This is a genomic window from Neobacillus drentensis, from assembly GCF_036965425.1.
GTDB classification, from domain to species: Bacteria; Bacillota; Bacilli; order Bacillales; family Cytobacillaceae; genus Neobacillus; species Neobacillus drentensis_F.
Genome location: NZ_JBALPP010000043.1, coordinates 1 through 25,076, shown reverse-complemented (window position 1 = coordinate 25,076; position 25,076 = coordinate 1). Strand labels below are relative to the sequence as shown.

Annotated in this window: 25 protein-coding genes; all 25 read right to left on the bottom strand. The window is 39.2% G+C overall.

All coding sequences use genetic code 11. The features are described from left to right. Positions 1-4 precede the first annotated feature (4 nt). Entirely contained in the window at positions 5-682 is a 678-nt protein-coding gene (locus V7161_RS12155; RefSeq protein ID WP_335445402.1) for a YggS family pyridoxal phosphate-dependent enzyme, read from the bottom strand. Further along, entirely contained in the window at positions 679-1,509 is an 831-nt protein-coding gene (gene pgeF / locus V7161_RS12150) for a peptidoglycan editing factor PgeF (protein WP_335445401.1), read from the bottom strand. The genes V7161_RS12155 and pgeF overlap by 4 nt, the downstream gene beginning before the upstream one ends. 69 nt (positions 1,510-1,578) lie before the next feature. After that, positions 1,579-1,848, bottom strand: a complete 270-nt coding sequence (locus V7161_RS12145) for a YlmC/YmxH family sporulation protein (protein WP_289982343.1) — start codon at positions 1,846-1,848, stop codon at positions 1,579-1,581. A gap of 91 nt (positions 1,849-1,939) precedes the next feature. After that, positions 1,940-2,719: an RNA polymerase sporulation sigma factor SigG gene (sigG, locus tag V7161_RS12140; protein WP_040204876.1), complete on the bottom strand. Its 780-nt coding sequence runs from the start codon at positions 2,717-2,719 to the stop codon at positions 1,940-1,942. 155 nt (positions 2,720-2,874) lie between these two features. Beyond that, positions 2,875-3,594 carry an RNA polymerase sporulation sigma factor SigE gene (gene sigE, locus V7161_RS12135; RefSeq protein WP_223588615.1) on the bottom strand — a complete coding sequence of 240 codons (720 nt, stop codon included), beginning with the start codon at positions 3,592-3,594 and terminating at the stop codon, positions 2,875-2,877. 44 nt (positions 3,595-3,638) lie between these two features. Further along, complete coding sequence (gene spoIIGA / locus V7161_RS12130; protein ID WP_335445400.1) at positions 3,639-4,577, bottom strand: sigma-E processing peptidase SpoIIGA; 939 nt, start codon at positions 4,575-4,577, stop codon at positions 3,639-3,641. Between the two features lie 268 nt (positions 4,578-4,845). Beyond that, positions 4,846-5,985: a cell division protein FtsZ gene (ftsZ, locus tag V7161_RS12125; RefSeq protein ID WP_223596028.1), complete on the bottom strand. Its 1,140-nt coding sequence runs from the start codon at positions 5,983-5,985 to the stop codon at positions 4,846-4,848. Between the two features lie 42 nt (positions 5,986-6,027). Then, entirely contained in the window at positions 6,028-7,323 is a 1,296-nt protein-coding gene (ftsA, locus tag V7161_RS12120) for a cell division protein FtsA (RefSeq protein WP_335445399.1), read from the bottom strand. Between the two features lie 118 nt (positions 7,324-7,441). Then, positions 7,442-7,804 carry a small basic family protein gene (locus tag V7161_RS12115; RefSeq protein WP_335445398.1) on the bottom strand — a complete coding sequence of 121 codons (363 nt, stop codon included), beginning with the start codon at positions 7,802-7,804 and terminating at the stop codon, positions 7,442-7,444. Continuing rightward, positions 7,804-8,535 carry a DUF881 domain-containing protein gene (locus V7161_RS12110; RefSeq protein WP_335445397.1) on the bottom strand — a complete coding sequence of 244 codons (732 nt, stop codon included), beginning with the start codon at positions 8,533-8,535 and terminating at the stop codon, positions 7,804-7,806. Before V7161_RS12110 ends, V7161_RS12115 begins: the two co-directional genes overlap by 1 nt. Positions 8,536-8,586: 51 nt before the next feature. Further along, positions 8,587-9,288: a DUF881 domain-containing protein gene (locus tag V7161_RS12105; protein WP_335445450.1), complete on the bottom strand. Its 702-nt coding sequence runs from the start codon at positions 9,286-9,288 to the stop codon at positions 8,587-8,589. A gap of 1 nt (position 9,289) precedes the next feature. Then, complete coding sequence (locus tag V7161_RS12100; RefSeq protein ID WP_335445396.1) at positions 9,290-10,063, bottom strand: cell division protein FtsQ/DivIB; 774 nt, start codon at positions 10,061-10,063, stop codon at positions 9,290-9,292. A 232-nt stretch (positions 10,064-10,295) separates the two neighbouring features. Beyond that, positions 10,296-11,204, bottom strand: a complete 909-nt coding sequence (gene murB, locus V7161_RS12095; protein WP_335445395.1) for a UDP-N-acetylmuramate dehydrogenase — start codon at positions 11,202-11,204, stop codon at positions 10,296-10,298. A 61-nt stretch (positions 11,205-11,265) separates the two neighbouring features. Then, positions 11,266-12,369, bottom strand: a complete 1,104-nt coding sequence (murG, locus tag V7161_RS12090; protein WP_335445394.1) for an undecaprenyldiphospho-muramoylpentapeptide beta-N-acetylglucosaminyltransferase — start codon at positions 12,367-12,369, stop codon at positions 11,266-11,268. A 134-nt stretch (positions 12,370-12,503) separates the two neighbouring features. After that, the gene (spoVE, locus tag V7161_RS12085; RefSeq protein ID WP_335445393.1) at positions 12,504-13,604 is read right to left on the bottom strand and encodes a stage V sporulation protein E; all 1,101 of its coding nucleotides are present in this window, start codon (positions 13,602-13,604) and stop codon (positions 12,504-12,506) included. Positions 13,605-13,797: 193 nt separating this feature from the next. Next, positions 13,798-15,150, bottom strand: coding sequence for a UDP-N-acetylmuramoyl-L-alanine--D-glutamate ligase (gene murD / locus V7161_RS12080; RefSeq protein WP_335445392.1), 1,353 nt, complete (start codon positions 15,148-15,150; stop codon positions 13,798-13,800). Then, positions 15,151-16,125: a phospho-N-acetylmuramoyl-pentapeptide-transferase gene (gene mraY, locus V7161_RS12075; RefSeq protein WP_335445391.1), complete on the bottom strand. Its 975-nt coding sequence runs from the start codon at positions 16,123-16,125 to the stop codon at positions 15,151-15,153. Between the two features lies 1 nt (position 16,126). Beyond that, positions 16,127-16,576, bottom strand: a complete 450-nt coding sequence (locus tag V7161_RS12070; protein WP_335445390.1) for a hypothetical protein — start codon at positions 16,574-16,576, stop codon at positions 16,127-16,129. Positions 16,577-16,578: 2 nt separating this feature from the next. Further along, complete coding sequence (locus V7161_RS12065; protein WP_335445389.1) at positions 16,579-18,045, bottom strand: UDP-N-acetylmuramoyl-L-alanyl-D-glutamate--2,6-diaminopimelate ligase; 1,467 nt, start codon at positions 18,043-18,045, stop codon at positions 16,579-16,581. Positions 18,046-18,399: 354 nt separating this feature from the next. Further along, the gene (locus V7161_RS12060; protein WP_335445388.1) at positions 18,400-20,322 is read right to left on the bottom strand and encodes a stage V sporulation protein D; all 1,923 of its coding nucleotides are present in this window, start codon (positions 20,320-20,322) and stop codon (positions 18,400-18,402) included. A 119-nt stretch (positions 20,323-20,441) separates the two neighbouring features. Next, positions 20,442-22,682: a penicillin-binding protein gene (locus tag V7161_RS12055; RefSeq protein WP_335445387.1), complete on the bottom strand. Its 2,241-nt coding sequence runs from the start codon at positions 22,680-22,682 to the stop codon at positions 20,442-20,444. Then, on the bottom strand, positions 22,679-23,044 hold the full coding sequence (gene ftsL / locus V7161_RS12050) for a cell division protein FtsL (RefSeq protein ID WP_335445386.1): 366 nt from the start codon (positions 23,042-23,044) through the stop codon (positions 22,679-22,681). The genes V7161_RS12055 and ftsL overlap by 4 nt, the downstream gene beginning before the upstream one ends. A gap of 35 nt (positions 23,045-23,079) precedes the next feature. Beyond that, on the bottom strand, positions 23,080-24,012 hold the full coding sequence (gene rsmH, locus V7161_RS12045) for a 16S rRNA (cytosine(1402)-N(4))-methyltransferase RsmH (RefSeq protein ID WP_335445385.1): 933 nt from the start codon (positions 24,010-24,012) through the stop codon (positions 23,080-23,082). A 65-nt stretch (positions 24,013-24,077) separates the two neighbouring features. Further along, the gene (gene mraZ, locus V7161_RS12040) at positions 24,078-24,509 is read right to left on the bottom strand and encodes a division/cell wall cluster transcriptional repressor MraZ (protein ID WP_289982362.1); all 432 of its coding nucleotides are present in this window, start codon (positions 24,507-24,509) and stop codon (positions 24,078-24,080) included. A 375-nt stretch (positions 24,510-24,884) separates the two neighbouring features. Continuing rightward, the coding region (locus tag V7161_RS12035; protein WP_335445384.1) for a hypothetical protein at positions 24,885-25,076 on the bottom strand (192 nt) is incomplete at its 5' end.

The following is a 25,076-nucleotide window of genomic DNA, read 5'->3' as shown; positions in this document are numbered from 1 at the left end:
TCTCCTAACCATCTTCACCGACAAGTGCTGTGCCAATTCTTACCATTGTAGCTCCTTCTTCAATCGCAATCGTAAAATCATTGGACATTCCCATTGAAAGCTCTGTGCATGGAGCAAAATCTAAATTATAAGCCTTTACTTGTTCCTGAAGCTCTCTCAGTTTTCGAAAACATTCACGCAGAACCATTTCATCATCCGTAAATGGAGCCATTGTCATTAAACCCTCTACACTTATATTTTCAAATGGTCGGAGGGATTCAATAAACGTAATTGCCTCATCGGCATTTAATCCATGTTTGGATTCTTCCTGTGACACATTTACTTGTACCAAACACTTTATCTTCCGTTTCGCGCGTTTATTAATTTCTTCAGCCAGCGAAAGTCTGTCCAAGGAATGAATATATTCAACTTTATCGATAATATTTTTCACCTTTCGAGTCTGAAGTGATCCAATAAAATGCCAATTAGGCTTGTCCTGCAGCACTTCCCACTTTGCAAGAAGTCCTTCATCACGATTTTCACCCAGATTATAAATGCCCGCATCTAATGCTTCTTTCGCTCTTTCGGTGCTGACATATTTCGTTACGGCAATCAACTTTATTTCTTCAGGATCCCTATTTACTTTTAGGCACGCCTCATTTATTTGTTGTCTGATTTGTTCTAACTTTGCTGCTACCTTCATAAATGATTGTTAGTCTCCTTCCAGCCAATAAAACTTAACATTCTTCCAGTACTGCCTTGATCACGACGATGGGAAAAAAATAAATCATGATGACAGCTTGAGCAAAATCCAGTTATGCTTATATTTTTATCAGGGATTCCTGCATTTAGAAGTATTTGCCGATTCACTTCACGTAAATCTAAAGAATATTGGCCATCCCTAATTAGATTATATGGTTTTCCTTCGACATCTTCTAGTGTATTTTCAACTAAGTTAATGACACGATCATCCACAATATAACATTTTTCGCAAATACATGGTCCGACTACGACAAATATCTGTTCTGGGTCTATACCTTCTTCTTTCCAAGCTTCAATCATCTTTCCTGCTATTTTTCCAACTGTACCCTTCCAGCCGGCATGGGTGGCTCCAATCATACGTGCCTGTGGAGCAATAAAGAAAAGAGGGACACAGTCAGCAAAACAAAGAGTTAGAAGAATTCCCTCTTCATTTGTATAAAAACCATCCGTCCCCTTGAAAGACTGTTCATAGGAAGCTGCCCCTAGACCACGATCTGCTTTTGAAACTTTTTTAATAAAAGTATCATGGGTCTGTTCGGCACCTACCCAATTATTGATAGAAAAATCAAGAAGGTCGGAAACTATTTCTCGGTTCGAACCTACATCATTAACATTATCATTAACATGAAAGCCGAGATTTAATGTTTCAAAGTTCCCTTTACTTGCCCCCCCGTTCTTCGTTGTCATTCCGGCAACAAGTCCAGGATATCGCTCGGTCCAGGTGTCAATTAATAATATTGAATTGTTTTTTAAAACAAAGGGTTCCATGTTCATACCTCTAATGTTTTTCTTTAGTTTATCATGAATTAAAAAATTGGTCACCGTTAATGACAAAGCTTAAACTTCTGCTTCCTCTGAAATTTTCTCTACACTTCCTTTATGCCTTACCAAAATGACATCCTCACCAATTTTAATGATATTTTTCCAAGGAATGACGATGTCCTCATCCTTCCCAAAAAAGCCCAGCACCCTCCCACTGCCAGAGATTACGACTGCTTCTATTTTTCCAGTGGTTAAGTTGATCTCAATATCGCCAATATTACCGAGCCTTTTACCATCTGCTACATTTACGACATCTTTTATCTGGAAATCCGAAATTTTAACCATACACATACCACTCCCAGTTCCTTTACTATTAAAGAATATATGATAGTGCTGGTCGATTTAGTAACAGAAAAAGCTGCCCCCATTGGACAGCTTAGCTTTGGATATTCTTATTCATTTGTCTTATCGCTGCTTTTTCTAATCGGGAAACCTGCGCTTGGGAAATTCCGATTTCATCAGCGACCTCCATTTGTGTTTTACCTTGGAAGAATCTTTTACGCAAAATTAATTTTTCACGCTCGTTTAATCGACGCATACCTTCTTTTAAAGCGATTTCCTCGATCCAGTGGATATCTTTATTTTTCTCATCACTTAATTGATCCATAACATAAATCGGGTCGCCGCCATCATTGTAGATTGGCTCAAATAGGGACACTGGGTCCTGTATAGCATCGAGGGCGAAGACAATTTCCTCATGTGGTACCTCTAAAACCTTCGCAATTTCTTCAGCGGTCGGTTCACGTGAGGTCTCGCTCATGAGTCGTTCCCTAACCTGAAGGGCTTTATAAGCAATATCCCTTAAGGAGCGGGACACACGAATAGGGTTATTATCCCGCAAATATCTTCTTATTTCTCCAATAATCATTGGTACGGCATAAGTGGAAAACTTTACGTTTTGACCTAAATCAAAGTTATCAATCGATTTCATTAACCCAATACAGCCTACCTGAAATAGATCGTCGACAAATTCACCTCGGTTGTTAAAGCGCTGTATCACGCTTAGTACAAGGCGTAAATTTCCATTGACGAGCTTTTCTCTGGCGGATATATCGCCCTCTTGCATTTGCTTGAAGAGAATTCTCATTTCTTCGTTTTTTAATACAGGAAGTTTTGATGTGTCCACACCGCAAATTTCAACTTTATTTCGAGTCAATTCTTTTTCCTCCTCACAGGAGCTGCTGTACAAAAAACAGTATTTCCTTGAGGAGGAAAAATATGCACCTGTCCATACGAGTGAACAGGTGCATGATTGTCGAAAATTGCTATAAAATCAGGAAATAATAGGTTTTTTTGGTAGAAAAAAATTTCTTAAACCATCTTATTGAACTCTTTTCGTAATCTTTTAATAATTCTTTTTTCTAACCGTGAAATATAGGATTGGGAAATTCCAAGCATATCGGCTACATCCTTTTGCGTTTTTTCCTCGCCATTAGTTAAGCCAAAGCGAAGCTCCATGATTTGTTTTTCACGATCTGTTAGCTGGTGCAAAGCTTTAGTGAGCAGCTTTCGATCTACATTGGCTTCTAAGTCCTTAGTGATGATATCATCATCAGTGCCCAGTACATCTGATAACAAAAGCTCATTCCCATCCCAATCAATATTCAATGGTTCATCGAACGAAACCTCTGACCTGATTTTATTATTACGCCTTAAGTACATTAGAATTTCATTTTCAATACATCTTGAAGCATATGTAGCAAGTTTGATTTTCTTTTCAGGATTAAAGGTATTGACCGCTTTAATCAGGCCAATCGTGCCAATGCTAATTAAGTCCTCGATATTAATGCCTGTGTTTTCAAATTTTCTGGCAATATAGACAACTAGACGCAGGTTCCTTTCAATTAAAATTGACCTTGCTGCCTTGTCACCGCCGGGAAGCTTCTTTAACAACATCTCTTCTTCATCTTTGCTTAAAGGAGGCGGCAATGCTTCGCTTCCGCCAATATAATATACTTCATCTGTTTTTAAACCTAATTTTATTAATATTTTATACCAATAGTAGGATAAGCGAAGTTTCCACTTTTTCATTCTTGTTCCTCCTTCTAAAATATGTTTTTCTGAGTATAGTATTATTAACTTACCTTCACGGTCCCTCCTTGCTGCTTTGGACCTGTCAGCATTTTCGGATGAACGATACATTGGAAAGCATCATCTGCCGAAAGCTGCTGCATCGTGAAGGATACAAGACCCTTTTCGCATAAATACTGGTCTCCATTTTGTTCAATTAATATGTTATCGGGCTTAATGGCCACAATGAGCTGATGCTCTTGTCCCACTACCCGGCAAGGAACAATTCTTAGTCTATTTTGCCATTCATCTGGAACTTCCCCGCTCCCCATTATGAGCGGTTCCGGATCAGCTGCAATTTTTTTGATTTCCTCTGGTATAGCATCCAATTGATTTTTAATGGAAACAAACATAACGGGAAGCCTTGACAACGGGTCATAAAGTTGATTGCCGCTATCAACTAATCCTTTAAAAACAAATGTTTCACTGCCTATTTTCAAGCTGACATTGACGATTTGTTCAAATTGGATTTTCGTCATTTCCATACCTTCCATATGTCTCCTTGAAAAATGCCAGGCAACCGGGAAACCAATCAGGACGAATAACCAGCTGACTGGGTCACCAAAACCCTTCACACTCGACATTAAGACCTTTGTGGTTAACTCAGGATCGTATTGAATGAAATAATGGGCGCCTAATAAGGCTCCACCAATTAAAAAAGTAGCAACATATAACGTCATTAACGCTTTGAGAAAATAAGACAACCGTTTATACCCAAATGCTGCAAGCACCATCATGACAGAGCATAACAGTTTTGCTATTGGATGGTTTGAGTAGACATTTATTGGAGTAAAGGCTAATAGAATAATTAGTGAGCCAATAAATCCTCCAGCCAATAATCTCCAGATTCGTATGCTTCTTTTTAGAAAAATAGCTGTTAAATAAAGAAGAAGGCTATCAAAAAACAAGTTAAGAGCCCAAATTACATCTAAATAAACAACCAAACAGCTTCCTCCTTATTGGCAGTTCTATTAATCTGTTACGAAAAAGTATAACGTAGTAGAGGACTAAAAGTGTGTCACTTTCTGTAATCAAAAAAACAGAAATTTTCACTATTCATTAAGGAATTTGTCAGATAATATTTTGAATAAATGCTCTTTTTTAACAAGGCTGTTGATTTGCGCTCCAATCACAGAGTTAATAATCAACTTTTCTTTTTCACAACAAAAAAAAGGCATAGCCCCATTTTTCTGGGCTATGCCTTTATTAATATTATCGTCTTCTGTTACGATTACGAAGGAATGTAGGAATATCAAGAGTTTCTTCTTGTGAAGAGTTGTTATTGCGAACTGGTTCTTGATGAACTTCTTCGCGCTTTGGCTGTTCTCTCTTAATCGGATTTACTGGAGCTTTATTATTCTGTCCAAAAGTAGGACGGGTTACCTTTGGCTGAATGACTTCTTCATTAAAGCCAGTTGCAATAACGGTAACGATAATTTCATCTTTTAAATTTTCGTTGATAACCGAACCGAAAATCATGTTTACTTCCTGATCCGTTGCCGTTGCAACGATATCAGCTGCTTCTTGAACTTCGTAAAGACTTAAGTTCGTCCCGCCAGTAATGTTCATTAAAACGCCTTGTGCTCCATCGATTGATGTTTCTAGTAAAGGTGAATTAATGGCTTTCTTCGCTGCTTCAGTAGCACGGCTCTCACCGGAAGCTACACCAATACCCATTAACGCTGAGCCTTTATTTGACATAATCGTTTTTACATCAGCAAAATCAAGGTTAATAAGACCAGGTGTTGCAATTAAATCCGAAATACCTTGAACCCCTTGACGAAGGACATTGTCTGCTTCGCGGAACGCCTCAAGCATCGGAGTACTCTTATCAACAATTTCAAGAAGCCGGTCATTTGGAATAACAATCAAAGTATCGACTGCCTCTTTCATTGATCCAATTCCGCCTGAAGCTTGATTTGAACGTTTTTTACCTTCAAAAGTAAATGGACGGGTAACAACACCAACGGTTAAAGCACCAAGGTCGCGGGCAATCTGAGCAATAACTGGTGCTGCACCTGTACCGGTTCCGCCGCCCATTCCTGCTGTGACGAAAACCATATCCGCTCCGCGCAATGCTTCCTCGATTTGCTCCTTGCTTTCCTCCGCAGCCTTCTTTCCAACCTCTGGGTTCGCACCCGCTCCAAGACCTCTGGTCAGCTTTGCACCAATCTGCATTTTCACTTCAGCTTTTGAAAGATTCAATGCTTGTGCGTCAGTATTTACTGCGATAAATTCTACACCTTGTACGCCATGTTCAATCATTCTGTTTACGGCGTTGTTACCCCCGCCGCCAACTCCGATTACTTTTATGGTTGCAAGAGAATCTAAATTTGTATCAAATTCTAACATGACAAATCCTCCTAATTCGTCGATATTCCTTTTCGATTATGCCTATTCGAAAAAGTAACCAAGGAATTTTTTTACTTTTGATGACATCTTTTCTTCCGGATGTTTTTCTACTTTTGCTTTTGGTTGATGTTGTTTTGGTACTCTCTTTTCGATTGGCTCAGAAACTGATGATGAAGAGCTGATTGTGCCACCTGGTAATCTAGCATTCTTATAGGCATATTTTATTAAGCCAACCGCTGCTGTATATTGAGGTTCTCTTACACCAATGTAATCTGGTACTGCAATTCGAACTGGATTTTGAAACATATCTTGTGCAAGCTCCAAAACTCCTTGCATGTTGGCACCGCCGCCCGTTAAAACAAATCCTCCCGGCAGACTGGTGACGCCCATTCTCTTTAATTCATGGGCAGCCAACTCAAAAATTTCTTCCATTCTTGCTTCAATAATTTCAGAAATTTCCAACTGGTTAAATTGTTGGTGTTGATCGCTGCCGATAATCGGAACACTGAATACTACATCTTCTGATGCCTCATCATAGAAGGCATGTCCATGCTTCATCTTAATTTTTTCAGCGTCCTCAGTTGAAGTTCGGAGACCGACAGACAGATCCTTTGTGATATGGTCACCGCCAACTGGAATGACACCAGTTGCAGTTATAAAACCATCTTGAAAAACCGAGATGTTTGTGGAACCGCCTCCTAGGTCAATCAAAGCAACACCAAGGTTTTTTTCATCCTTGGATAAAGCATACTCACCTGCTGCCAGAGGCTGCAGGATAATATCAGAAAAACTAAGACCAGCGCGCTCGACACAGCGTATGGTATTGGCCAAAACGGAATTTGAACCGGTTATCAACGTTCCATCCATCTCCAAACGGACACCAATCATTCCGCGCGGGTCATTTATTTCATCTTTACCATCTAAGATAAATTGCCTTTGGATTACTCCCATATTTCCCCTCTCTGGAGGAATTGATCCGACATGGGAAGCTTCTATGACACGAATAACATCTTCATTTGTAATTTCTCTATTTTGGCCAGAAACAGCTACAATACCGTGACAAGGCTGAAGCATAACATGGTGTCCTGGAATTCCAACGACAACTTCCCTGATTTCCATTCCTACCATTCTTTCCGCCTGTTCAATTGCCCGCTTAATAGAATGAACCGTATCATCCATATCGACAATCGAACCTTTACGCAGCCCTTCAGATTTTACATTTCCGACACCTATAATATTTAACGAGCCTTTTCCTGAATCATGAACCATTTCACCAATGATTACTTTTACACTGGATGTACCGATGTCAAGGCTAACATATATTTCATTGCTGTTCATTCTCTGGCACCTCCTTTATTTTTCCTAAAATAGAACAACAATTTTCTTGTTCAATTAATTTCCAAGTCATATCTTATAAAAATATTCGTCACAATTAAATGATTCCCTTTAAAAATTTTCAACTTTTTTCTAATTTTTCTTTGTTTGTTGACCATTTCGTCAATAATATTCGACGAATTACGGCAATATTCTGAAACAATCTGACCCCAAACGCAAAAACTGCTGCTAAATACAAGTCTACACCAAGATGAACACCGAGAAAAGCTAAACTTGCAGCAAGGACAATATTAAAAAAGAAGCCTGATACAAACACCTTTTCATCATAAATATTTTGCAAGTATGCTCGAATTCCACCAAATAACGTGTCGAACGCGGCTAAGACAGCAATCGACAAATAATTTGAATATTCTTCAGGAATTCGGATCTCAGTCAATAAACCAAGAATGATTCCAATGACAAGTCCCATAACCGGAAGCCACATTAGGTACCGCCCCCTTCTTTAATCGGTTCCAAAAACCGAATACGAATTGGATTATCATAGGCTGGCACCTTAATATTCGGAATAGGAGCCGAGACATTCAGCCTCAAGCCTTCAGTAAAAAATTCATCCCTTGCTTTTGATACTTTCATCCGATTATATAATTTTTCAGCCGTAGTTGAATCAGCAACAGCCACCTTCACCTCTATTGGTAAACTTTTAATAGAATGGCCATCAATTTTTGTTTCTTTATTGATATCCCTGATAACGGTTGTATTAATAATTCGTTGACCGTCAATGGATACATATTTCGCTTCATACATATTTAATTCGTTCAACAATCTCTTCAATAATTCTGGGGAAACAACCCTTGTAACTGGGTCTCCTAATTGAATATCTTCAACTACAGGTTCAATTTCTAACGTAATTCCTGGGCCAGTTACCTCAGTTAAACCAGCCTCGATCTTTAATTCCTGCAATGTATCCCTTAAGGCCTGTTCCTTGCTTTGCTTTCGCTTAGATTCATAAGCTGATAGCTTTTCTTCATTAGAACGAATTTCAGTCAATAAATTAGACTGCAGCTCTTTTTCTTGCAGCAGGGCTTCCCGGAGCTGCCAAATGTCTCTAGTATCCCGTTCTTCAGGTTTTTTCACGGTTTGAAATTGAATCGCAATCATAAAACCCACAACCGCTGCTACCAAGGTAAAACTAATATTTAATTTTTGTTTGTCCACTTTTTTCACCTTGCCTTCTTTGTTTTTCGTGGACAGCAAAATCCTGTTTTATTAGCTTCCTAAAATTGGATTGAGCGTAATGTCACTTTCTTTCTCCAAAGAAAAAATAATATTATCATTAACCAACTGGTCTTTTACCCCGCCGGTTAAATTTAATGAAGACGAGAGCACGTCTGGGTCACCAATAGCTGTAATGATAAATGGTGCAGGATGCTGAATTCCATCGACTGTTATGACTGGGCCATTACAGACAATATAAGAATGACTTGTTAGTCTTTGCCCATTTATCGAAACTGCATCTGCGCCCGATATATAAAGTTCATTGACTACTTTAAATACGTGATGCTCATGGACGAGATAATTATTAATATTATCTTCTTTAGGGTCGTAAGCCCCATCGGTAAGGGTAACCTTTACCCCGCTGCCTTTTACTTTTACCTTACCAAGATACATCCTGTATTTTTCTGCATCCTCAGCTAAATTTTGAAACACCTGGGCCTCTTTTGCGAGATTTTTTTCATTTTTTTGTACTTTATCCTGCTTTTGATTTAATTCCTTTTGCAGTTTTCGGTTGGTCTCCTCTTGAGCAATCAATTGATTTCTAAGTGTAAGTGTTTTTTCATATTGTTTTCCTGATAGATTTGGCTTTTCTTTTTGTTTTTCGATTTGCGTCAAATGATAGGAGAAAGCAAGCATAAATCCTAAAACAAGGCAGACAAAAGACAGAATAACGTGTTTCCCCTTCACCTTCATCCTATTCAACTTTCTTTTCCTCCACTTCCGATTCAAAAGCCCTAAAATAAGACCCTACTTCTAAGTCGATAATTCCTTTTTTATTTGGATCTAATTGGCCAATAATAGAAGGATAATGGACCATCTTTTCTGAAAAGCTTTTTAATGTGGCACTAACCTCGAAGCCATCATTCATAAATAAGGAAACGTGGTACCGATCTGTTTTTTTAGGAGTGTAATGAATTTCAGAAATGGAGTTTGTTATTTCAATTGGAAGCTTTTTTAGCTCTTTTACCATTTCGTTCAGAGCTGCCCCTTCTTTAAAATCGAAAAGAATCGGAGAATTTACTGGAACCATTTCTGTTTTTCTTTCTTTAAGTATCTTTCCATTTTCCATTACTGGTAAGTAGGACGTGTCCTTTTTTAAATAGGCAATTCTCTTATGCTCTACTACTTGGATTATAATCGTGTTGGGCCACTTTCGCTTTACAACAGCCTTATTAATTTCAGGGAGCTGCTCCACTTTAGAAGCGACAGCATCCTTTCTAACTTTCCAAATATTCGTATTATTTGAAAGGCCGCTTTTATTGATGATTTCATCTTTAGAATAGATCTCATTACCTTTAAGTGTAATCGTCTTAACATGACTAAGTGGTGATTGTGTATAGGCTACCGCAACGATCATCATAAAAAACAAAATAAGCAAAAGCACAAGCCGTCTGTTTGCTTTACGCCTTCTTTGTTCTTTCAGTTTTGGAATACGATCCTCAAGAGCAACGATTTTACCATTTTCCATTCACAATTCCCCCAACATAAAAGCAGCTGCTCCAAAATAACAACAAATATGCTTGTCCATTAACTCTTTAAATGATAGCTTGAAAAGAGAAACAACGGCACGAAAAATCATGCCGTCATTCGTTTACCTAGAGAGTTCGCACCTATAATATTATCAGTAATTATACCACAATATTTGTCATTCGTAAGATAATTATTACCATAAAAGTAAGGATAAATTTAGTAATTAAATTCTATTTCCTTCCAATTATCTCAACTTCTGTTTCCATTCTAACTTCATATAGGTTATAGATGGTATCCTTCACATGCTGGATTAAGGCAAGCACATCTCCTGCTGTTGCATTTCCAGCGTTGATGATAAAATTCCCATGCATTTCAGAGATTTTTGCTCCGCCAATACTGAAGCCTTTTAAACCGGCTACTTCTACTAGTTTTCCTGCATAATTAGGCAATGGGTTTCGAAAAATACTTCCTGCACATGGGTAATTCCAAGGCTGCGTTTCTTTTCGATAATCCTTATTTTTTAGCATCTGTGCTACAATATTTCCCTTTTCACCTTCATCTAGCTGAAAAACTGCCTCAACAACGATGCCGGGACGCTTTTTCTGCAAGACAGAGGTCCTATAGGAGAATTCCATTTCTTCATTTGACAGCCATTCCATTGTTCCATCTTCAAACAAAATATGAGCTTTCGTTAAGATTTTACTAATATCTGATCCATGTGCTCCTGCATTCATATAAACAGCACCACCGATTGACCCGGGGATACCACTAGCGAACTCAAGGCCTGAGAGCCCTTTTTTACTAATAAGCGTTGATAAACTAACAAGGGAATGGCCGCCCCCTACTGTGATTTCCGAACCATTTATATTAAGATGATCAATGCCTGAACCGAGTTTTATAATGGCCCCTTCAATCCCTTTATCAGAAACCAAAAGATTCGATCCTCTTCCTATGGCTCGCCAATTTACCTGATGATTCTTAATGATATCCATAACTATCTTTAAGTTTGCTACAGATGTTGGCTCTATAAAAATATCGGCAGGACCGCCAATCTTAATTGTGGTGTGATGGGCAAGAGGTTCATTTTCCTTCACCTTTCCGATTTTTGAAGCTTGCAATTCCGCTACGATACCGTCCAAATTTACCACCTAACTTTCCAAACATACGTATATTTTAGTCTATGCAAAAAATGAATATGGGCTACTTTTGTTCACCCTTAACTAGCTGGTCCATAACCTGATATAGCCTGCTAGCGGAGTCGGGAACACCCATTTTTTTAGCTTTTAATTTCATTTCCTTAAGATTTTCGCTATTTAAAAGAATTCGATCAATATGTCCAATTAAACTTTTACTGTTTAACTCTTTTTCTAATAAAAGCTGTGCTGCTCCATGATCACTTAAAGCACGGGCATTTTTTTCTTGATGATTATTTGTTACATATGGGCTGGGAATTAGGATGCTTGGAATGCCCAGTGAAGTAATTTCGGCTAAAGATGTTGCACCAGCCCTTGAGACAACTAAATCAATACCTGCCAAAACTTCTGGCATATTATGAATAAATGGCTTTATGACAACATTTTGGGGATTCCCAACTAGCTCCACTTCTTTTTGAACATCTTCAAAATGCACATCTCCAGTAACATAGAGAATCTGGTATGGTTTTTCAGCAAAGTCCGATAAAGACTTGATAACAGCTTCATTAATTGGTCGTGCACCGCGGCTACCGCCAAAGATGAGCACTGCTGGCTTTGTAGTACTCAGGCCCGCTGAAAGTCTCCCTTTAATTCCATCCTTGCCAATTACCTCAGAAGCGCGAGGATTTCCCGTAAAAACAACTTTTTCCTTTGGAAAAAAATCTTTTGCTTCATCAAAGCAAATGGCTACTTTGTTTACATAGCGGCTTAAAAATTTATTTGTAAGTCCAGGGACACTATTTTGTTCGTGAATGATCGTTGGAATACGCAGCTTTGAAGCTGCATAAACAACAGGTCCACACACATACCCGCCAGTCCCAATGACAATGTCCGGTTTAAACTCTTTTAAAATTTTTTTACTGTCCTGAACACCTTTAAGAAATCGAATAACGGTTTTCACATTTTCAAAGGAGAGCTTCCTTTTAAAACCCGTAATATGGATGGATTTAAAAGCAATATTTTCTCTCGGAACAATTTTACTTTCCAAACCATTACTGGTGCCTATGTATAAAAACTCAGCTTGATTGTTTTCTTTTTGGATTTCTCTAATGAGGGCGAGTGCAGGATAGATATGTCCGCCAGTTCCCCCGCCACTTACTACTATTTTCATTTTTCCACCTCATTAACGATTTAAAACCTGAATGCATTCCTATCTTACTATAAAAAGCTTATAAAGAAAGCAAATGACAAAAGAATGTTATCTAATTGTAAAATAAAAAGAACCCTGCCACCACAGGGTATCCTTTAATATCTAGAATAGCGGCTAATATTTAAGAGAACACCTATCGCCATCAGCATCAAAGTAAGAGATGATCCTCCATAGCTTAAAAATGGCAAGGTAATTCCTGTAACCGGCATGAGCCCTGTCACAACCCCGATATTGATCATGACTTGAATGGCGACCATTGCGATAATCCCCACGGCAAGAAAACTGCCATATAAATCAGGTGCCCCTAAAGCGATACGAATTCCTCTCCATAAAAGAAGCGCAAATAATAGCAAGATAAACGAGCCGCCAATAAAGCCTAATTCCTCAGAAAGAATCGCAAAGATAAAATCTGTTTGCGGTTCAGGTAAGTAAAAAAACTTTTGCCTGCTTTCACCAAGTCCGAGTCCAAATAAACCTCCAGGACCTATGGCATAAAGTGATTGGATGATTTGGAATCCGCTTCCCAATGGGTCGGACCAAGGATCTAAGAAAGAAGTAATCCTTTTAATACGATACGGCGCGGATGCAATCAAACCAACAAACCCTGCCACTCCTAATAGTCCCAAAAAGGCAAAATGGCTTACTCTGGCACCTGCAATAAAAATCATCACCACGCAAGTACCAATCATTACTGTTCCAGTGCCTAGGTCAGGCTGCAGCATAATCATGGCAAAGGCGACAAAGGCAAGTCCTAATGAGGGCACAAGACCCTTCTTAAAGGAGGTAATTAATTTCTGCCGTTCAGACAAATACTTGGCTAAAAAGGCAATCATCGCAAGTTTCATAAATTCAGAAGGCTGGATGGAAAATGCGCCAACTCCTATCCAGCTTCGCGAACCATTACGTACATTTCCGATTCCTGGAATTAAAACCAAAATTAACAATACGAAACAAACAATTAGAATCGTTTTCGCCCATGTTCTCCATGTCCAATAGTTTATGTTCATGATAAAAAACATGGCAGCAATCCCTACCCCTGCAAACAGGGTCTGCCTTTTGGCAAAGAAAAAGGAATCATTGAATTTATACTCCGCCCAAATAGCGCTAGCACTGTAAACCATGATTAGCCCAATTGCCAGCAGCGTAAATGTAACAATCATTAGAATAAAATCAGGAGTCGTTTTCTTTGTCGGCACCACTAAACACCTCAACTGCAAGTTTTAGGGCTTTATGTTGAGTGAGAAATAATTATGTCCAGCTACAGCGCCTAGGGGCTCGAGGACATAAGCCAATCCGTCGAGAAGGTTAAAGAACAACCTTCCCGCCGGATCGTCTTATGCTTGTCGCCCCTTGGCAAGGCGCTTCCGCTTTTCTTTGTAAGACAAGCCCTTACTTAAGCTTATGCACCGCTTCGATAAAAATGTCTCCCCTGACTTCAAAAGTTTTGTATTGATCCCAGCTGGCACAAGCAGGAGATAACAGGATGACATCACCTGAATTTGATAAATCAAATGCTTCAGGCACGGCCTTAGCCACATTATCGACATGCTTGATTACTTTTATTCCTGCCTCACGGCCAACCCGCTCAAGCTTCTCTGCTGTTTGCCCGAAGGTGATTAATGCTTTTACATTGTTTAGATACGGCTTAAGTTCATCAAACTCATTGCCGCGATCGAGCCCACCTGCTAGTAAAACAATTGGGGTTTCAAAGGCAGCCAAAGCTTTAATAGTTGCTAAAATATTGGTAGCTTTTGAGTCGTTATAAAATTTTCTGCCGTCAACTTCCTTAACATATTGTAAGCGATGCCTTACCCCGGTAAAGGTCCGGAGTACTTCCTGAATCGCTTTGTTCTCCACACCAGAAAGCTTTGCAGCAGACATTGCACATAAAATATTTTCTAAATTGTGTACTCCTGGTAATGCAATTTGATCCATTTCCATTACTTTTTCATCATTAAAGTAAATCCATCCGTCACGGATAAAGGCACCCTCAGCCAATTCCTTCTTCGTAGAAAAAGGAATGATTTTTGCCTTAGACTGACGGGCAATTTCAAAGGTTTCATCCTGATCTGCATTAATAATCAAATATTCCAGTTCAGTTTGGTTTTTCGTGATATTCGCCTTCGCTGCTTTATATTCCTCTTTAGTCCCATGATAATCCAAGTGAGCATCATAAAGATTGGTAATAATCGCGATTTTAGGATTAAAAGTTTCAATTCCCATTAACTGAAAGGATGATAACTCGATCACGATTGTGTTATCCTTCGTTGCCTTTTCGGCAACCCCTGATGCAACGGTTCCAATATTACCGGCAATTAATGGCTTTTTGCTGCCTTCATTCAACATCTCATAAACAAGTGTTGTCGTCGTTGTTTTACCATTTGTACCGGTAATTCCTATAAAGGGAGCTTCCGAGATTTCATAGGCAAGCTCAACCTCTGTAATAACTGGAATTCCCATATTAACTGCCCCTTCAATCATCGGGTTGTTATAAGGAATCCCTGGATTTTTTACAATCAACTCAAAACCCTCATCAAGGAGTTCAACAGGATGATCCCCGCAAATCACTTTAATCCCCTGTTCGAGAAGGCCTTGGGCTTCAGGATTTTCAGATAATGGTTTTTTATCATTAACTGTTACAAATGCACCAAGCTTATGTAGTAATGCAGCAGCTGTTACACCGCTTTTGGCTAAGCCAAGAACAAGAATTTTTTTATGACGATACTTTTCAATCTGCTTCAATTACAACCACACCTCTATATAGATTCCAAGAATAGCAAGTATTAATCCAACACTCCAAAACGTTACAACAACTCTCCACTCCGACCAACCCACCAGTTCATAATGATGATGCAGCGGACTCATTCGGAAAATTCTTTTTCCCGTTGTTTTAAAGGAAGCTACTTGCAGTATAACTGATAAAGTTTCAATCACAAATACTCCGCCAATAATAACAAGCAATAATTCAAGCTTTGTCAGAATCGCAATGGTAGCAATCGCCCCCCCAAGAGCAAGCGAACCTGTATCTCCCATAAAAACCTTTGCTGGATGGGCATTGAAAACGAGGAATCCTAAAACAGCACCCACAACAGCCACAGAAAAAATCGCTATTTCCATTTGAGATTGACTCCATGCAAGGACAGCAAAAGCCCCAAATGCAATGGCTGCCGTTCCTGACACCAAGCCATCGAGTCCATCTGTAAGGTTGACAGCATTAGAGAATCCGACAAGCCAAAATATAATGAAAAAGATGAAAAACCACCCTAAATCAAAGGATGCGTCCGTAAATGGAATACTTACTTCAGTAGAAAAACCATTTTGTTTATAAACTAAATAAAAAATGACAGATATAATAATTTGACCTAAAAGCTTTTGTTTAGAGGTTAATCCTAAATTTCGTTTCAACGCGACTTTGATAAAATCGTCTAAAAAGCCTAGTAATCCAAATCCAAGGGTTACAAGCAAAAGCAAATAGGTTTTTACGGTTGGTTCTGAAAATTTCCCAGTCATGACGATTGTTGTGATGACAACAGAAAATAAAATCATAATTCCGCCCATTGTCGGCGTTCCCGTTTTCTTTTGGTGCGATTTAGGACCTTCTTCCCGAATGCTTTGTCCAAATTTCAACCTTCTTAAGAAGGGAATAAATATTGGAGAAAGCAATACGGTAACGAGAAAGCCCATAATGATTGTGAAAAAAATAACTTGCTCCAGCAATTTACTCCCTCCCTTCAGAATCAATAACATGTTGTTTTGTTAACTTTTTTAGCATCACAGCAATATCATATGTTTCTCTATTTTTATTAAGAAGTTCTTTATTTGAAAATTTAAAGTTAGTTATCTCCATTGTCTCTTCTATTTCTCCATTTAATTTTTCAAGATAGTGTTGTAATAGATTTTGTATTGCTTCAACGCTATCAGAAGTAAAGAATACCGGAAACTGATTCGGCGTATAATGGGGCAGTTTTTTACCATGCTCCCAAATAGCTGCAATTGCGCCATTTGCCATTGCCTCCGCAAGATCTTCAGTTCCCCCATTTACCGAAACGAACAAGCCTTTTGGCTGTATGACATTCGCTTGGTCAGTAACCGTATAAAACAAAAATTCATCTTGTACGCCCAGATGGTCTTTAAACAGAACGGACAAGTCTGATAAAGCTAAAAACATACTTATCTCCCCTTAATTGCATCAAGTGCCACTAGCCGGTCATCAAAATCATAAACTTGTGTTCCAATGATTTGATAGGTTTCATGGCCCTTCCCGGCAATTAAGACCACATCACCAGCATCCGCCTGCTGTATTGCACTTTTTATTGCTTCTTTTCGATCAGGTATGATGGTATAGACGTATTGGGGATGCTTAACCCCTGCTTCCATATCTTTTAAGATGGCTAGCGGATCTTCGCTCCTTGGATTATCTGAAGTAAAAATTGGATCCGTTGCCAATTTACACGCAATCTCAGCCATTAAAGGGCGCTTTGTCCGATCTCTGTCCCCCCCACAGCCTACGATAACGAAAATCTTTTTCTTTGCAAAGTGCTTAATTGTTTTCAATACATTTTCAAGGCTGTCTGGTGTGTGGGCATAGTCAACAATGACCGTAAAATCCTGCCCAGCATTGACCAGTTCAAATCTTCCGGAAACGCCTTCTACATTTTCGATAGACTTTATAATATCTGCTAATGGTATTTTTGAAACGTAAGCTGCTGCAATGCTCGCCAAAACATTATAAACACTGAATTTACCGATTAACTGCATGTTAATCGAATATTTGCTCTTTCCTATTACGAGTTCAAAATTTGTACCAGCAGATGTCATCTGAATGTTTGTTGCCTGGAAATCGGCTTTTTCCTCAATCCCATATGTAATAACATGAGCCGCCGTAGACCTTCTAAACATATCTGAAGCCGGGTCATCTGCGTTCAAGACCGCAAATTTTGGATTACTATATTCATATGTATTGCCAAGTTGAGCAAACAATAAGCTTTTTGAGCGCTGATATTCTTCCATTGTTTTATGATAATCTAAATGGTCTTGTGTTAAATTTGTGAATACCGCCACATTATAGTCACAGCCATGGACCCTCCCTAAATCAAGTGCATGGGAAGAAACCTCCATTACTGCTGCTTCGACGCCTTCATCAACCATATGCTGAAACGTCTTTTGGAGTGTTAAACTTTCTGGTGTGGTATTTTTTGTCTCCATTACCTTATCAGCAATTTTGGTATACATTGTTCCGATTAGGCCAGTTTTCTTCTTTTGGTCTGATAATATTTTTTCAATTAAATGACTGGTTGTTGTTTTTCCATTCGTTCCTGTAATTCCAATCAAATGCAGTTTTTTTGTCGGCTGGCCGTAAAAGGCATCAGCAAGTACTGCCATTGCTCTTGTTGTATCCTGAACTATGATTACTGGAACCTTTAATGGCAATGGACGTTCTGCAAGTATAGCCACGGCTCCCTTTTCTACTGCTGAATCCGCAAAATCATGTCCGTCCACGGTGTAGCCCTTAATACAAATTAATAAGCTCCCGTTTTGCACCTTACGATTATCATTTTCAATTGAAATAATATCCGGGTTTTCTCCCTCATAAGGAGTTAATAAGTGCAAATTCTCAAGCAGCTTGTGTAACTTCATTGATCTCAAATCCTCTCATGCCCCTGCATACAATTTTGCCAGCATAAATATCCTTTAATCTGCTGACGAAAGTTCCATCTTATTTTACATTAAAACATTTTATTTTGCTATTTAGTAATGGCTATTTTCGCATATATAGTTGTTTTTCGTTAATGTTTACCCACCCGTATAAAAGATTCTTCGTGGCCTCTTTTCGTAAGTACTTTTGCGAAAATTGCCTAGTAACTTTGTAAATGACCCTTAATAAGTTTCAAAAGCTACAGAGTTTACGAAAAGAGCCTTAGTAATCAAAGCGTAAAGAAAAATTAGGCGGCGGAAAATTTTCCGGCCGCCCATTAGTTGGTTATCATTCATCTATTCTTTTTCCTTACCAAAGTAAAGTCTAATTTTTGACCCTTCTTTTACCTTTGTACCTGGTGCAGGAGACTGTCTCACAACTACATCCCCCTCACCACTGGCATCAATTTTTAAATTAATGAACTGTTCTTGGAGTTCTAATTTAGATAATCCAACAAAATCAGGCAGCTTTATTAATGGGGTATCCGGCCATTTAATTTTTTTCTCTATTTGATCTTTTCGAGGCGGCACTCCTAAGGCAGTCAATCCATCCTTCATTATATTTCCCACAATTGGCGCACTAACGGTTCCACCAAAGGCTGTAACTCCTTTTGGGTTGTCTACTGCTACGTACACAACAATCTGCGGGTCATCAGCTGGGGCAAAACCAATAAACGAAACGATAAAGTTATTTTCTAAGTACCTTCCGTTTTGCGCTTTTTGGGCTGTACCTGTTTTTCCCCCGACACGATATCCATCTACAAATGCCCTTCCGCCTGTTCCTTGTGCGACAACACTCTCAAGGGCACGACGAATTTCTTTCGAAGTGTTTTCAGAAATAACCCGTCTTTTTTCAACAGGAGAATTCCTCATTACAACCTCTTTTGTAACAGGATCAATTAACTCCTTTGCAATAAAAGGCTTATATAAAATCCCGCCATTAATTGCCGCTGACACTGCCGTAACTTGTTGAATCGGAGTAACTGATACACCCTGTCCAAAAGCAGTGGTCGCTTGTTCCACAGGACCTACACGGTCTAAGTTAAATAAAATCCCTGTTCCTTCTCCCTGCAAATCGATCCCTGTTTTTTGCCCGAAGCCAAAATCCTTAACATATTTAAAAAGCTTTTCTTTTCCTAACCGCTCCCCTAGTTCCACAAATCCAGGGTTACAGGAGTTTTGTACAACTTCTAAAAAAGATTGGCTGCCATGGCCGCCCCTTTTCCAGCATTTTAATCTAGCTCCAGCAATTTGGACTGAGCCGGAATCATGAAAATGTTCTTTTTCTAAATTTACTTTACCTTCATTTAATGCTGCAGCCAAGGTGATAATTTTAAAGGTAGAACCAGGCTCATAGGTTGACCAAACAGGCAAATTGCGATTATAGACTTCTTGCGGAACATTCTGGAAATTAGCAGGGTCAAATGTTGGTCTGCTTGACATCCCCAGGATTTCCCCGTTATTTGGGTTCATGGCAATCGCGATAATGCCATCCGGATTATATTTAGCCTCGGCATTATCTAATTCCCGTTCCATTATGGTTTGGATTTTTGAATCAATTGTCAGTTTTAAATCTAAACCATTAACGGGGTGCTCATAATCATCCGCCATACTATTCATTCGTTCACCCTTAGCATTGGCGTAAAATTTTACTGCACCACGTTCGCCGCTTAACTCTTTATCATAATATTGTTCTAAACCCATTAGTCCCTGGTTGTCCACTCCAGTAAAACCTAAAACATGAGATAGATAGCTGCCATATGGATAATAACGTTTGGAGTCTTCACCAATATATACACCTTCAAGACCTAAAGCTCTGATTTCCTTTGCCTTATCATGAGAGATTTTTCTTCCTTCTTTAATCCGGACTGACGAAGCTTTTTTGGTTATATCCCGATAGGCCTTTTCTTTAGACATATTCAACACCGTAGCAAGCTTTTCTGCCGTTGCTGCCGGATCTTTGATTTGTCTAGGAATCACATAAACGGTTGGTGCACTAATATTGGTTGCAAGTGGTACCCCATTGCGGTCTACTATTTGGCCCCGTTCGGGTTCAAATGGGATATTCCTGCTCCAGGACCCTTTTGCTCGTTCAGTCAACGTATCTCCTAGAAAAAATTGAACATATCCAAGCCGGACATCAATAATTAAGAAGGTTAGAATCCCAATAAATAGGGCAATCATTAGTCGTTTTCGAACAGTTACATTTGACACACGCATAGTATGAACGATCCTCCTTTTCTTATCGTTCATTTATATGCTTGTACTTATATGATTAGACCGCCAAACAGACTTGATTTCACCAGTAAAAATCCCGCTTTATTCAGCGGGATTTAAAACTAATCCTTTATCTTTTCTTCCGATTTTTCCTCTTTTGTTCCTTGCTCATCTTTTTTAGCGTTATTCTCAGCGTCCCATTGTTCTTCTGGTGTTTTTAAATCCACAATAAGGAAATCGCCTTTTTTTAATGGCGTTTTGGGCTTGATATTCTGCTGGTCGACATAACCTTTGCCCTTAGAATTTAGTTTCAGCCCAGCTATGTTGGCTATTTTCATTACATCTCTCAAGGACCATCCCAGCATATCCGGTGCAAGAGACTCCCCATCCGTTTGAATAATGATTTTCTCACCTTCTAAAACAGTGGTTCCTGCCTTAGGCATTTGATTAACGACTTCTTTGCCATTGCCTATAACAACGGGCTCTACACCTTGTGATTTGAGCGCTTTTACTGCTTCATCAACCGTCTGACCCTTTAGGCTTGTAATTTTATTGACAGTTGTTTTCTCAACTGTGGAGGGCTGGATATTTAAATAATGCAGACTATTTTTCATGACTGGGTTAAAAACCTCGGATACAGGCAAAGCACCTTGGCCGGTTCCATCAAGATCCGGCTGCTGAACAGCCACATACACAATGAGCTTTGGGTCATCCTTTGGTGCCATTCCTAAAAAAGAAAACATATAATTGTCTGCGCCCTTCAAATACTTCCCATCAGGACCAGGGATATTGGCAGTCCCTGTTTTCCCGGCAACATCGTACCCATCTATTTTATAGCGAACTCCTGTGCCTTTAGGTGATGTTACAACCGTTTCCAGAATGTCGCGGACCGTTTTTGCTGTTTCTGCAGAAATTGGGGTTGACACCACTTCCGGAGATTCCTTTTTAATTATTTCTCCCGTATCATGATTGACAATTTTTTCGACTACGTGCGGCTTCATCATTTTCCCGTCATTGGCGATTGCTGTAGCTGCTTGAATTTGTTGAATCGGTGTAATTGCTGTCCCCTGACCATATGCCGTTGTAATCTTTTCAATTGGATAAGTGTATTGAATTTTCCCGGAAGTTTCATCCGGCAATTCAATACCTGTTGGTTTATCAAAGCCAAACTTCGTTAAATATTCTCTAAACTTTTCAAAACCCAATTTTTCCTTTGCTATTTTTGCAAAGGCAACGTTTGATGAACGCTGAACGCCTTCAAGATATGTGATTGTCCCCCAACCCGATCCATTATGGTCGTGGATAGCCTTATCTTTGTTTGTTACCTGATAAGAACCAGACTTATATTGCTCATTAGGATTAAAAACATTTTCCTGAACAGCAGCAGCAAGTGTAAAGATTTTCATCGTGGATCCAGGTTCAAAGGAAGTTTCAACGGCTTCATTATGCCATCCATCCTCAATACCTTCTTTTGTTTTTGGATGGAACGATGGTCGTTGACCCATTGCTAAAATTTCTCCAGTTTTCGGATCAGCGACAATTGCAATAATTTTTTTCGGTTTATAATCTTTAGCCGCCTTATTCATCGCATCTTCTAAAAAGGTTTGTATCTTTTGATCGATGGTCAAATAAATATCATTTCCATCTTGTGCTGCTTTGATTTTTTCTTTCCCATCCGGAAGGATATACCCCCACAAATCGCTTTCATAATTGATTTCGCCATTTTTCCCGGTTAAATTCTTGTTATATTCTTGTTCAATCCCCATTTTCCCAATCGATTTATACGAGCCATCCTTCTGTTCAATCCTGTCAGCATATCCAACTAGATGTGAAGCAAATACTCCGTTAGGATAAAATCGTTTCGAATCACGGGTAAAGGTAATTCCCGGAAGCTTTAAGGCTTCAATTTTTTTCTTTGTTTCATGGGAAATATCTTTTCCGTACCGGCCAAACTCCACCTGAAACCGTTTCTTTTTTTTTCCATCCGCTAAAATTTTATAAATATCTGATTTATCCAAGTCAATGTATTTAGCCAATTCTTCTGCTGTTTTATTAAAATCTTGTACATGTTTCGGTTCTTTTGGATTCGTTGTCATTTTTTTATCAAGAATGGCAATCAATTTATAAGCAGTCGTATCTTCGGCAACGACCTCACCATTGCGATCAAATATGGTTCCCCTTGTTGCTTGTAAGATTCCATTGCGGCTATATTTTTGCTCCGCCTTTGCGGCGAGAGCTTGACCATCCACTTCTCCGGTAATTTGAATCGAAAAGTACCTGAATAACAATACAAAAAAGAGCAGGCCGAAGAGTGCAAACAAACAGGCTGCTCCTAAATTCATATATGGCTGTTTCTTGTTCATTTATTCTGCACAACCTTGACGTCATTTTCATTTATTAAAAGACCCATTTTCTTAGCCTTTTCAAAAATCCGTTCGTATGAACTTAATTCACTGACTTGGTCCTGTAGATCTCGGTTTACCTTTTGCTGTTCGTCTACTTTCGTTTCAACCTTTTGAATATCCTTATTGATATCGTAAATTTTAGCTTGGTTTGAAATAAGGTGGATGGCCCCAAAACACACTAACCCTGCAAAAGCCACCCCAATTATTTTTTCCCCTGGAGTGAGCCAGGATTTTTTTATTTTTATTTTGCTCCTGTCTTGTACTGTTTTTTCGACACGCTGCTGCTGTTGCTGCTCCAAATTCCTGGCAAGATTACTCATTCTTTCCCCTCCGGATTATTTTTTTGTAAGTTTCCCTATAGTTTCTCTGCAATTCGAAGCTTTGCAGACCTGGCACGATTATTTTGTTCTAATTCTTCATCTGATGGAAGAGTCGGTTTTCGAGTAACCAGCTTTAAAATGGGCTTGTACTCATCTGGAATAATTGGTAAGCCTGGAGGTAAATCAGGGGTTTCACTTGCCTTTTTAAAGGCAGCCTTGCAAATCCTGTCCTCTAGGGAGTGAAAAGTAATGACACTAATTCTCCCTTCAGGGTTTAACAATTCTATCGCTTGGTTAAGTGATTTCTCAAAGACAGCCAATTCATCATTTACTGCAATTCTAATTGCTTGAAAAATCCGCTTGGCAGGATGACCGCCCTTTCTTCTGGCAGGTGCAGGGATTGCATCTTTAATCAGTTCAACCAACTCTGCAGTTGTTTCAATTGGTTTTACCATTCGGGCTGCTTCGATTTTCCGCGCAATTTGCTTTGAGAATTTTTCTTCTCCATATCGAAAAAAGATGCGAATCAAATCTTCATATGACCAATGATTTACGACATCATAAGCTGACACATCAGCTTCATTGTCCATCCTCATATCCAACGGAGCATCATGGTGGTAGCTAAAGCCTCTTTCCGGTGTATCCAGCTGTGGGGAGGACACTCCTAAATCATAAAGGACTCCATCTACTTTAGTGATTCCTCGAAGTTCAAGTTCTTCTTGTAAATACAAGAAATTGCTTTTAATAATGATTAATTGTTCTCCGTATTGGGACAGCTTCTCTTTTGCATTTGCTATCGCTGTTTCGTCCTGGTCAAATGCAAACAGCCTGCCTCCTGCTTCAAGTCTTGAAAGAATAAGAGAGCTATGGCCTGCTCCGCCTAGAGTACAATCAACATAAATACCATTTGGCTTAATCTTTAAGCCGTCAACAGCTTCTTCTAATAACACAGTTGTATGTTTAAACATATACGTACCACCTTTTCCAATCAAACGATAATCTGGACAGAAAATATATTAATATAACTTATCCATTATATATCAAAGCCAATCATATTTTCTGCAATTTCCGCAAAAGATTCTTCTGATTCTGAAAAATAATCTTCCCAAATCTGCTTGCTCCAAATTTCAATTCGATTGGAAACACCCAAAATCACACATTCTTTTTCCAGCTTTGCATATTGCAATAGTGGTGCAGGGATATTGATTCTTCCTTGTTTATCCAGTTCACTCTCGGTTGCTCCAGAAAAGAAGAATCTAGTAAAAGCACGGGCATCTTTTTTTGTAAGTGGCAAGCCTTTCAACTTTTCTTCAATCAGCTCCCACTCTGATAACGGGTATCCAAACAAGCATTGGTCCAAACCTCTTGTGATGATAAACATTTCACCTAGTTCATCTCGGAATTTGGAGGGCACGATCAAGCGGCCTTTATTATCAATGCTGTGATGGTATTCACCCATGAACATACCCATTACCCCCACTTTCTATTAAAAATGTACCACATTCCCCCACTTTCCACCACCTATTTTTTAACTATTCGTTCTAAAATCATGAAATCCCTTTTTAATCCAAGTAATTTTTTACAAAAAAAGAAAAACCCCACAATGATGTGAGGTCAAACTGGTCTGTTGATTAGCGCTCCAGGCGCTTCGCTTTCCGCGGGCGTGCCGTGGAGCCTCCTCGTCGCTTCGCTCCAATCAACACAGTGTTTTCAACGTGAAAAATGCTTTAAAAATTTAGAAAGGAAAAAAATAAGCGAAGCTTCATAGACTCAAAAGAGCTTTGCGGGCTTCGCTACTGCAGGTTAAGGGAAATTAAAGAATATAAGGGAAAGGCCCTCATTAACCCAGGCTGCAAAAATATAAAAATGTTGAAACACGTTTAGTAAGGTAAAAAAAGTGTGTTGCAATACCTTTGATTAATCTACCTACCTGTTGATTGGAGCGGAGGGCACTCGACTCCTGCGGGATATAGAGGTCACTGGAGACCCCGCAGGCGCCAAAGCGCCGAGGAGGCTTCAGGACCTCCCCGCG

What these genes read in the sequence shown, in the direction of transcription:
- V7161_RS12155 (WP_335445402.1), bottom strand. Translation starts at nt 682, where the DNA reads ATGAAGGTAGCAGCAAAGTTAGAACAAATCAGACAACAAATAAATGAG.
- pgeF (WP_335445401.1), bottom strand. Translation starts at nt 1,509, where the DNA reads ATGGAACCCTTTGTTTTAAAAAACAATTCAATATTATTAATTGACACC.
- V7161_RS12145 (WP_289982343.1), bottom strand. Translation starts at nt 1,848, where the DNA reads ATGGTTAAAATTTCGGATTTCCAGATAAAAGATGTCGTAAATGTAGCA.
- sigE (WP_223588615.1), bottom strand. Translation starts at nt 3,594, where the DNA reads ATGAAAAAGTGGAAACTTCGCTTATCCTACTATTGGTATAAAATATTA.
- ftsZ (WP_223596028.1), bottom strand. Translation starts at nt 5,985, where the DNA reads ATGTTAGAATTTGATACAAATTTAGATTCTCTTGCAACCATAAAAGTA.
- ftsA (WP_335445399.1), bottom strand. Translation starts at nt 7,323, where the DNA reads ATGAACAGCAATGAAATATATGTTAGCCTTGACATCGGTACATCCAGT.
- V7161_RS12115 (WP_335445398.1), bottom strand. Translation starts at nt 7,804, where the DNA reads ATGTGGCTTCCGGTTATGGGACTTGTCATTGGAATCATTCTTGGTTTA.
- V7161_RS12105 (WP_335445450.1), bottom strand. Translation starts at nt 9,288, where the DNA reads ATGAAGGTGAAGGGGAAACACGTTATTCTGTCTTTTGTCTGCCTTGTT.
- V7161_RS12100 (WP_335445396.1), bottom strand. Translation starts at nt 10,063, where the DNA reads ATGGAAAATGGTAAAATCGTTGCTCTTGAGGATCGTATTCCAAAACTG.
- murG (WP_335445394.1), bottom strand. Translation starts at nt 12,369, where the DNA reads ATGAAAATAGTAGTAAGTGGCGGGGGAACTGGCGGACATATCTATCCT.
- V7161_RS12070 (WP_335445390.1), bottom strand. Translation starts at nt 16,576, where the DNA reads ATGTTTTTAGCTTTATCAGACTTGTCCGTTCTGTTTAAAGACCATCTG.
- V7161_RS12065 (WP_335445389.1), bottom strand. Translation starts at nt 18,045, where the DNA reads ATGAAGTTACACAAGCTGCTTGAGAATTTGCACTTATTAACTCCTTAT.
- V7161_RS12060 (WP_335445388.1), bottom strand. Translation starts at nt 20,322, where the DNA reads ATGCGTGTGTCAAATGTAACTGTTCGAAAACGACTAATGATTGCCCTA.
- V7161_RS12055 (WP_335445387.1), bottom strand. Translation starts at nt 22,682, where the DNA reads ATGAACAAGAAACAGCCATATATGAATTTAGGAGCAGCCTGTTTGTTT.
- ftsL (WP_335445386.1), bottom strand. Translation starts at nt 23,044, where the DNA reads ATGAGTAATCTTGCCAGGAATTTGGAGCAGCAACAGCAGCAGCGTGTC.
- rsmH (WP_335445385.1), bottom strand. Translation starts at nt 24,012, where the DNA reads ATGTTTAAACATACAACTGTGTTATTAGAAGAAGCTGTTGACGGCTTA.
- mraZ (WP_289982362.1), bottom strand. Translation starts at nt 24,509, where the DNA reads ATGTTCATGGGTGAATACCATCACAGCATTGATAATAAAGGCCGCTTG.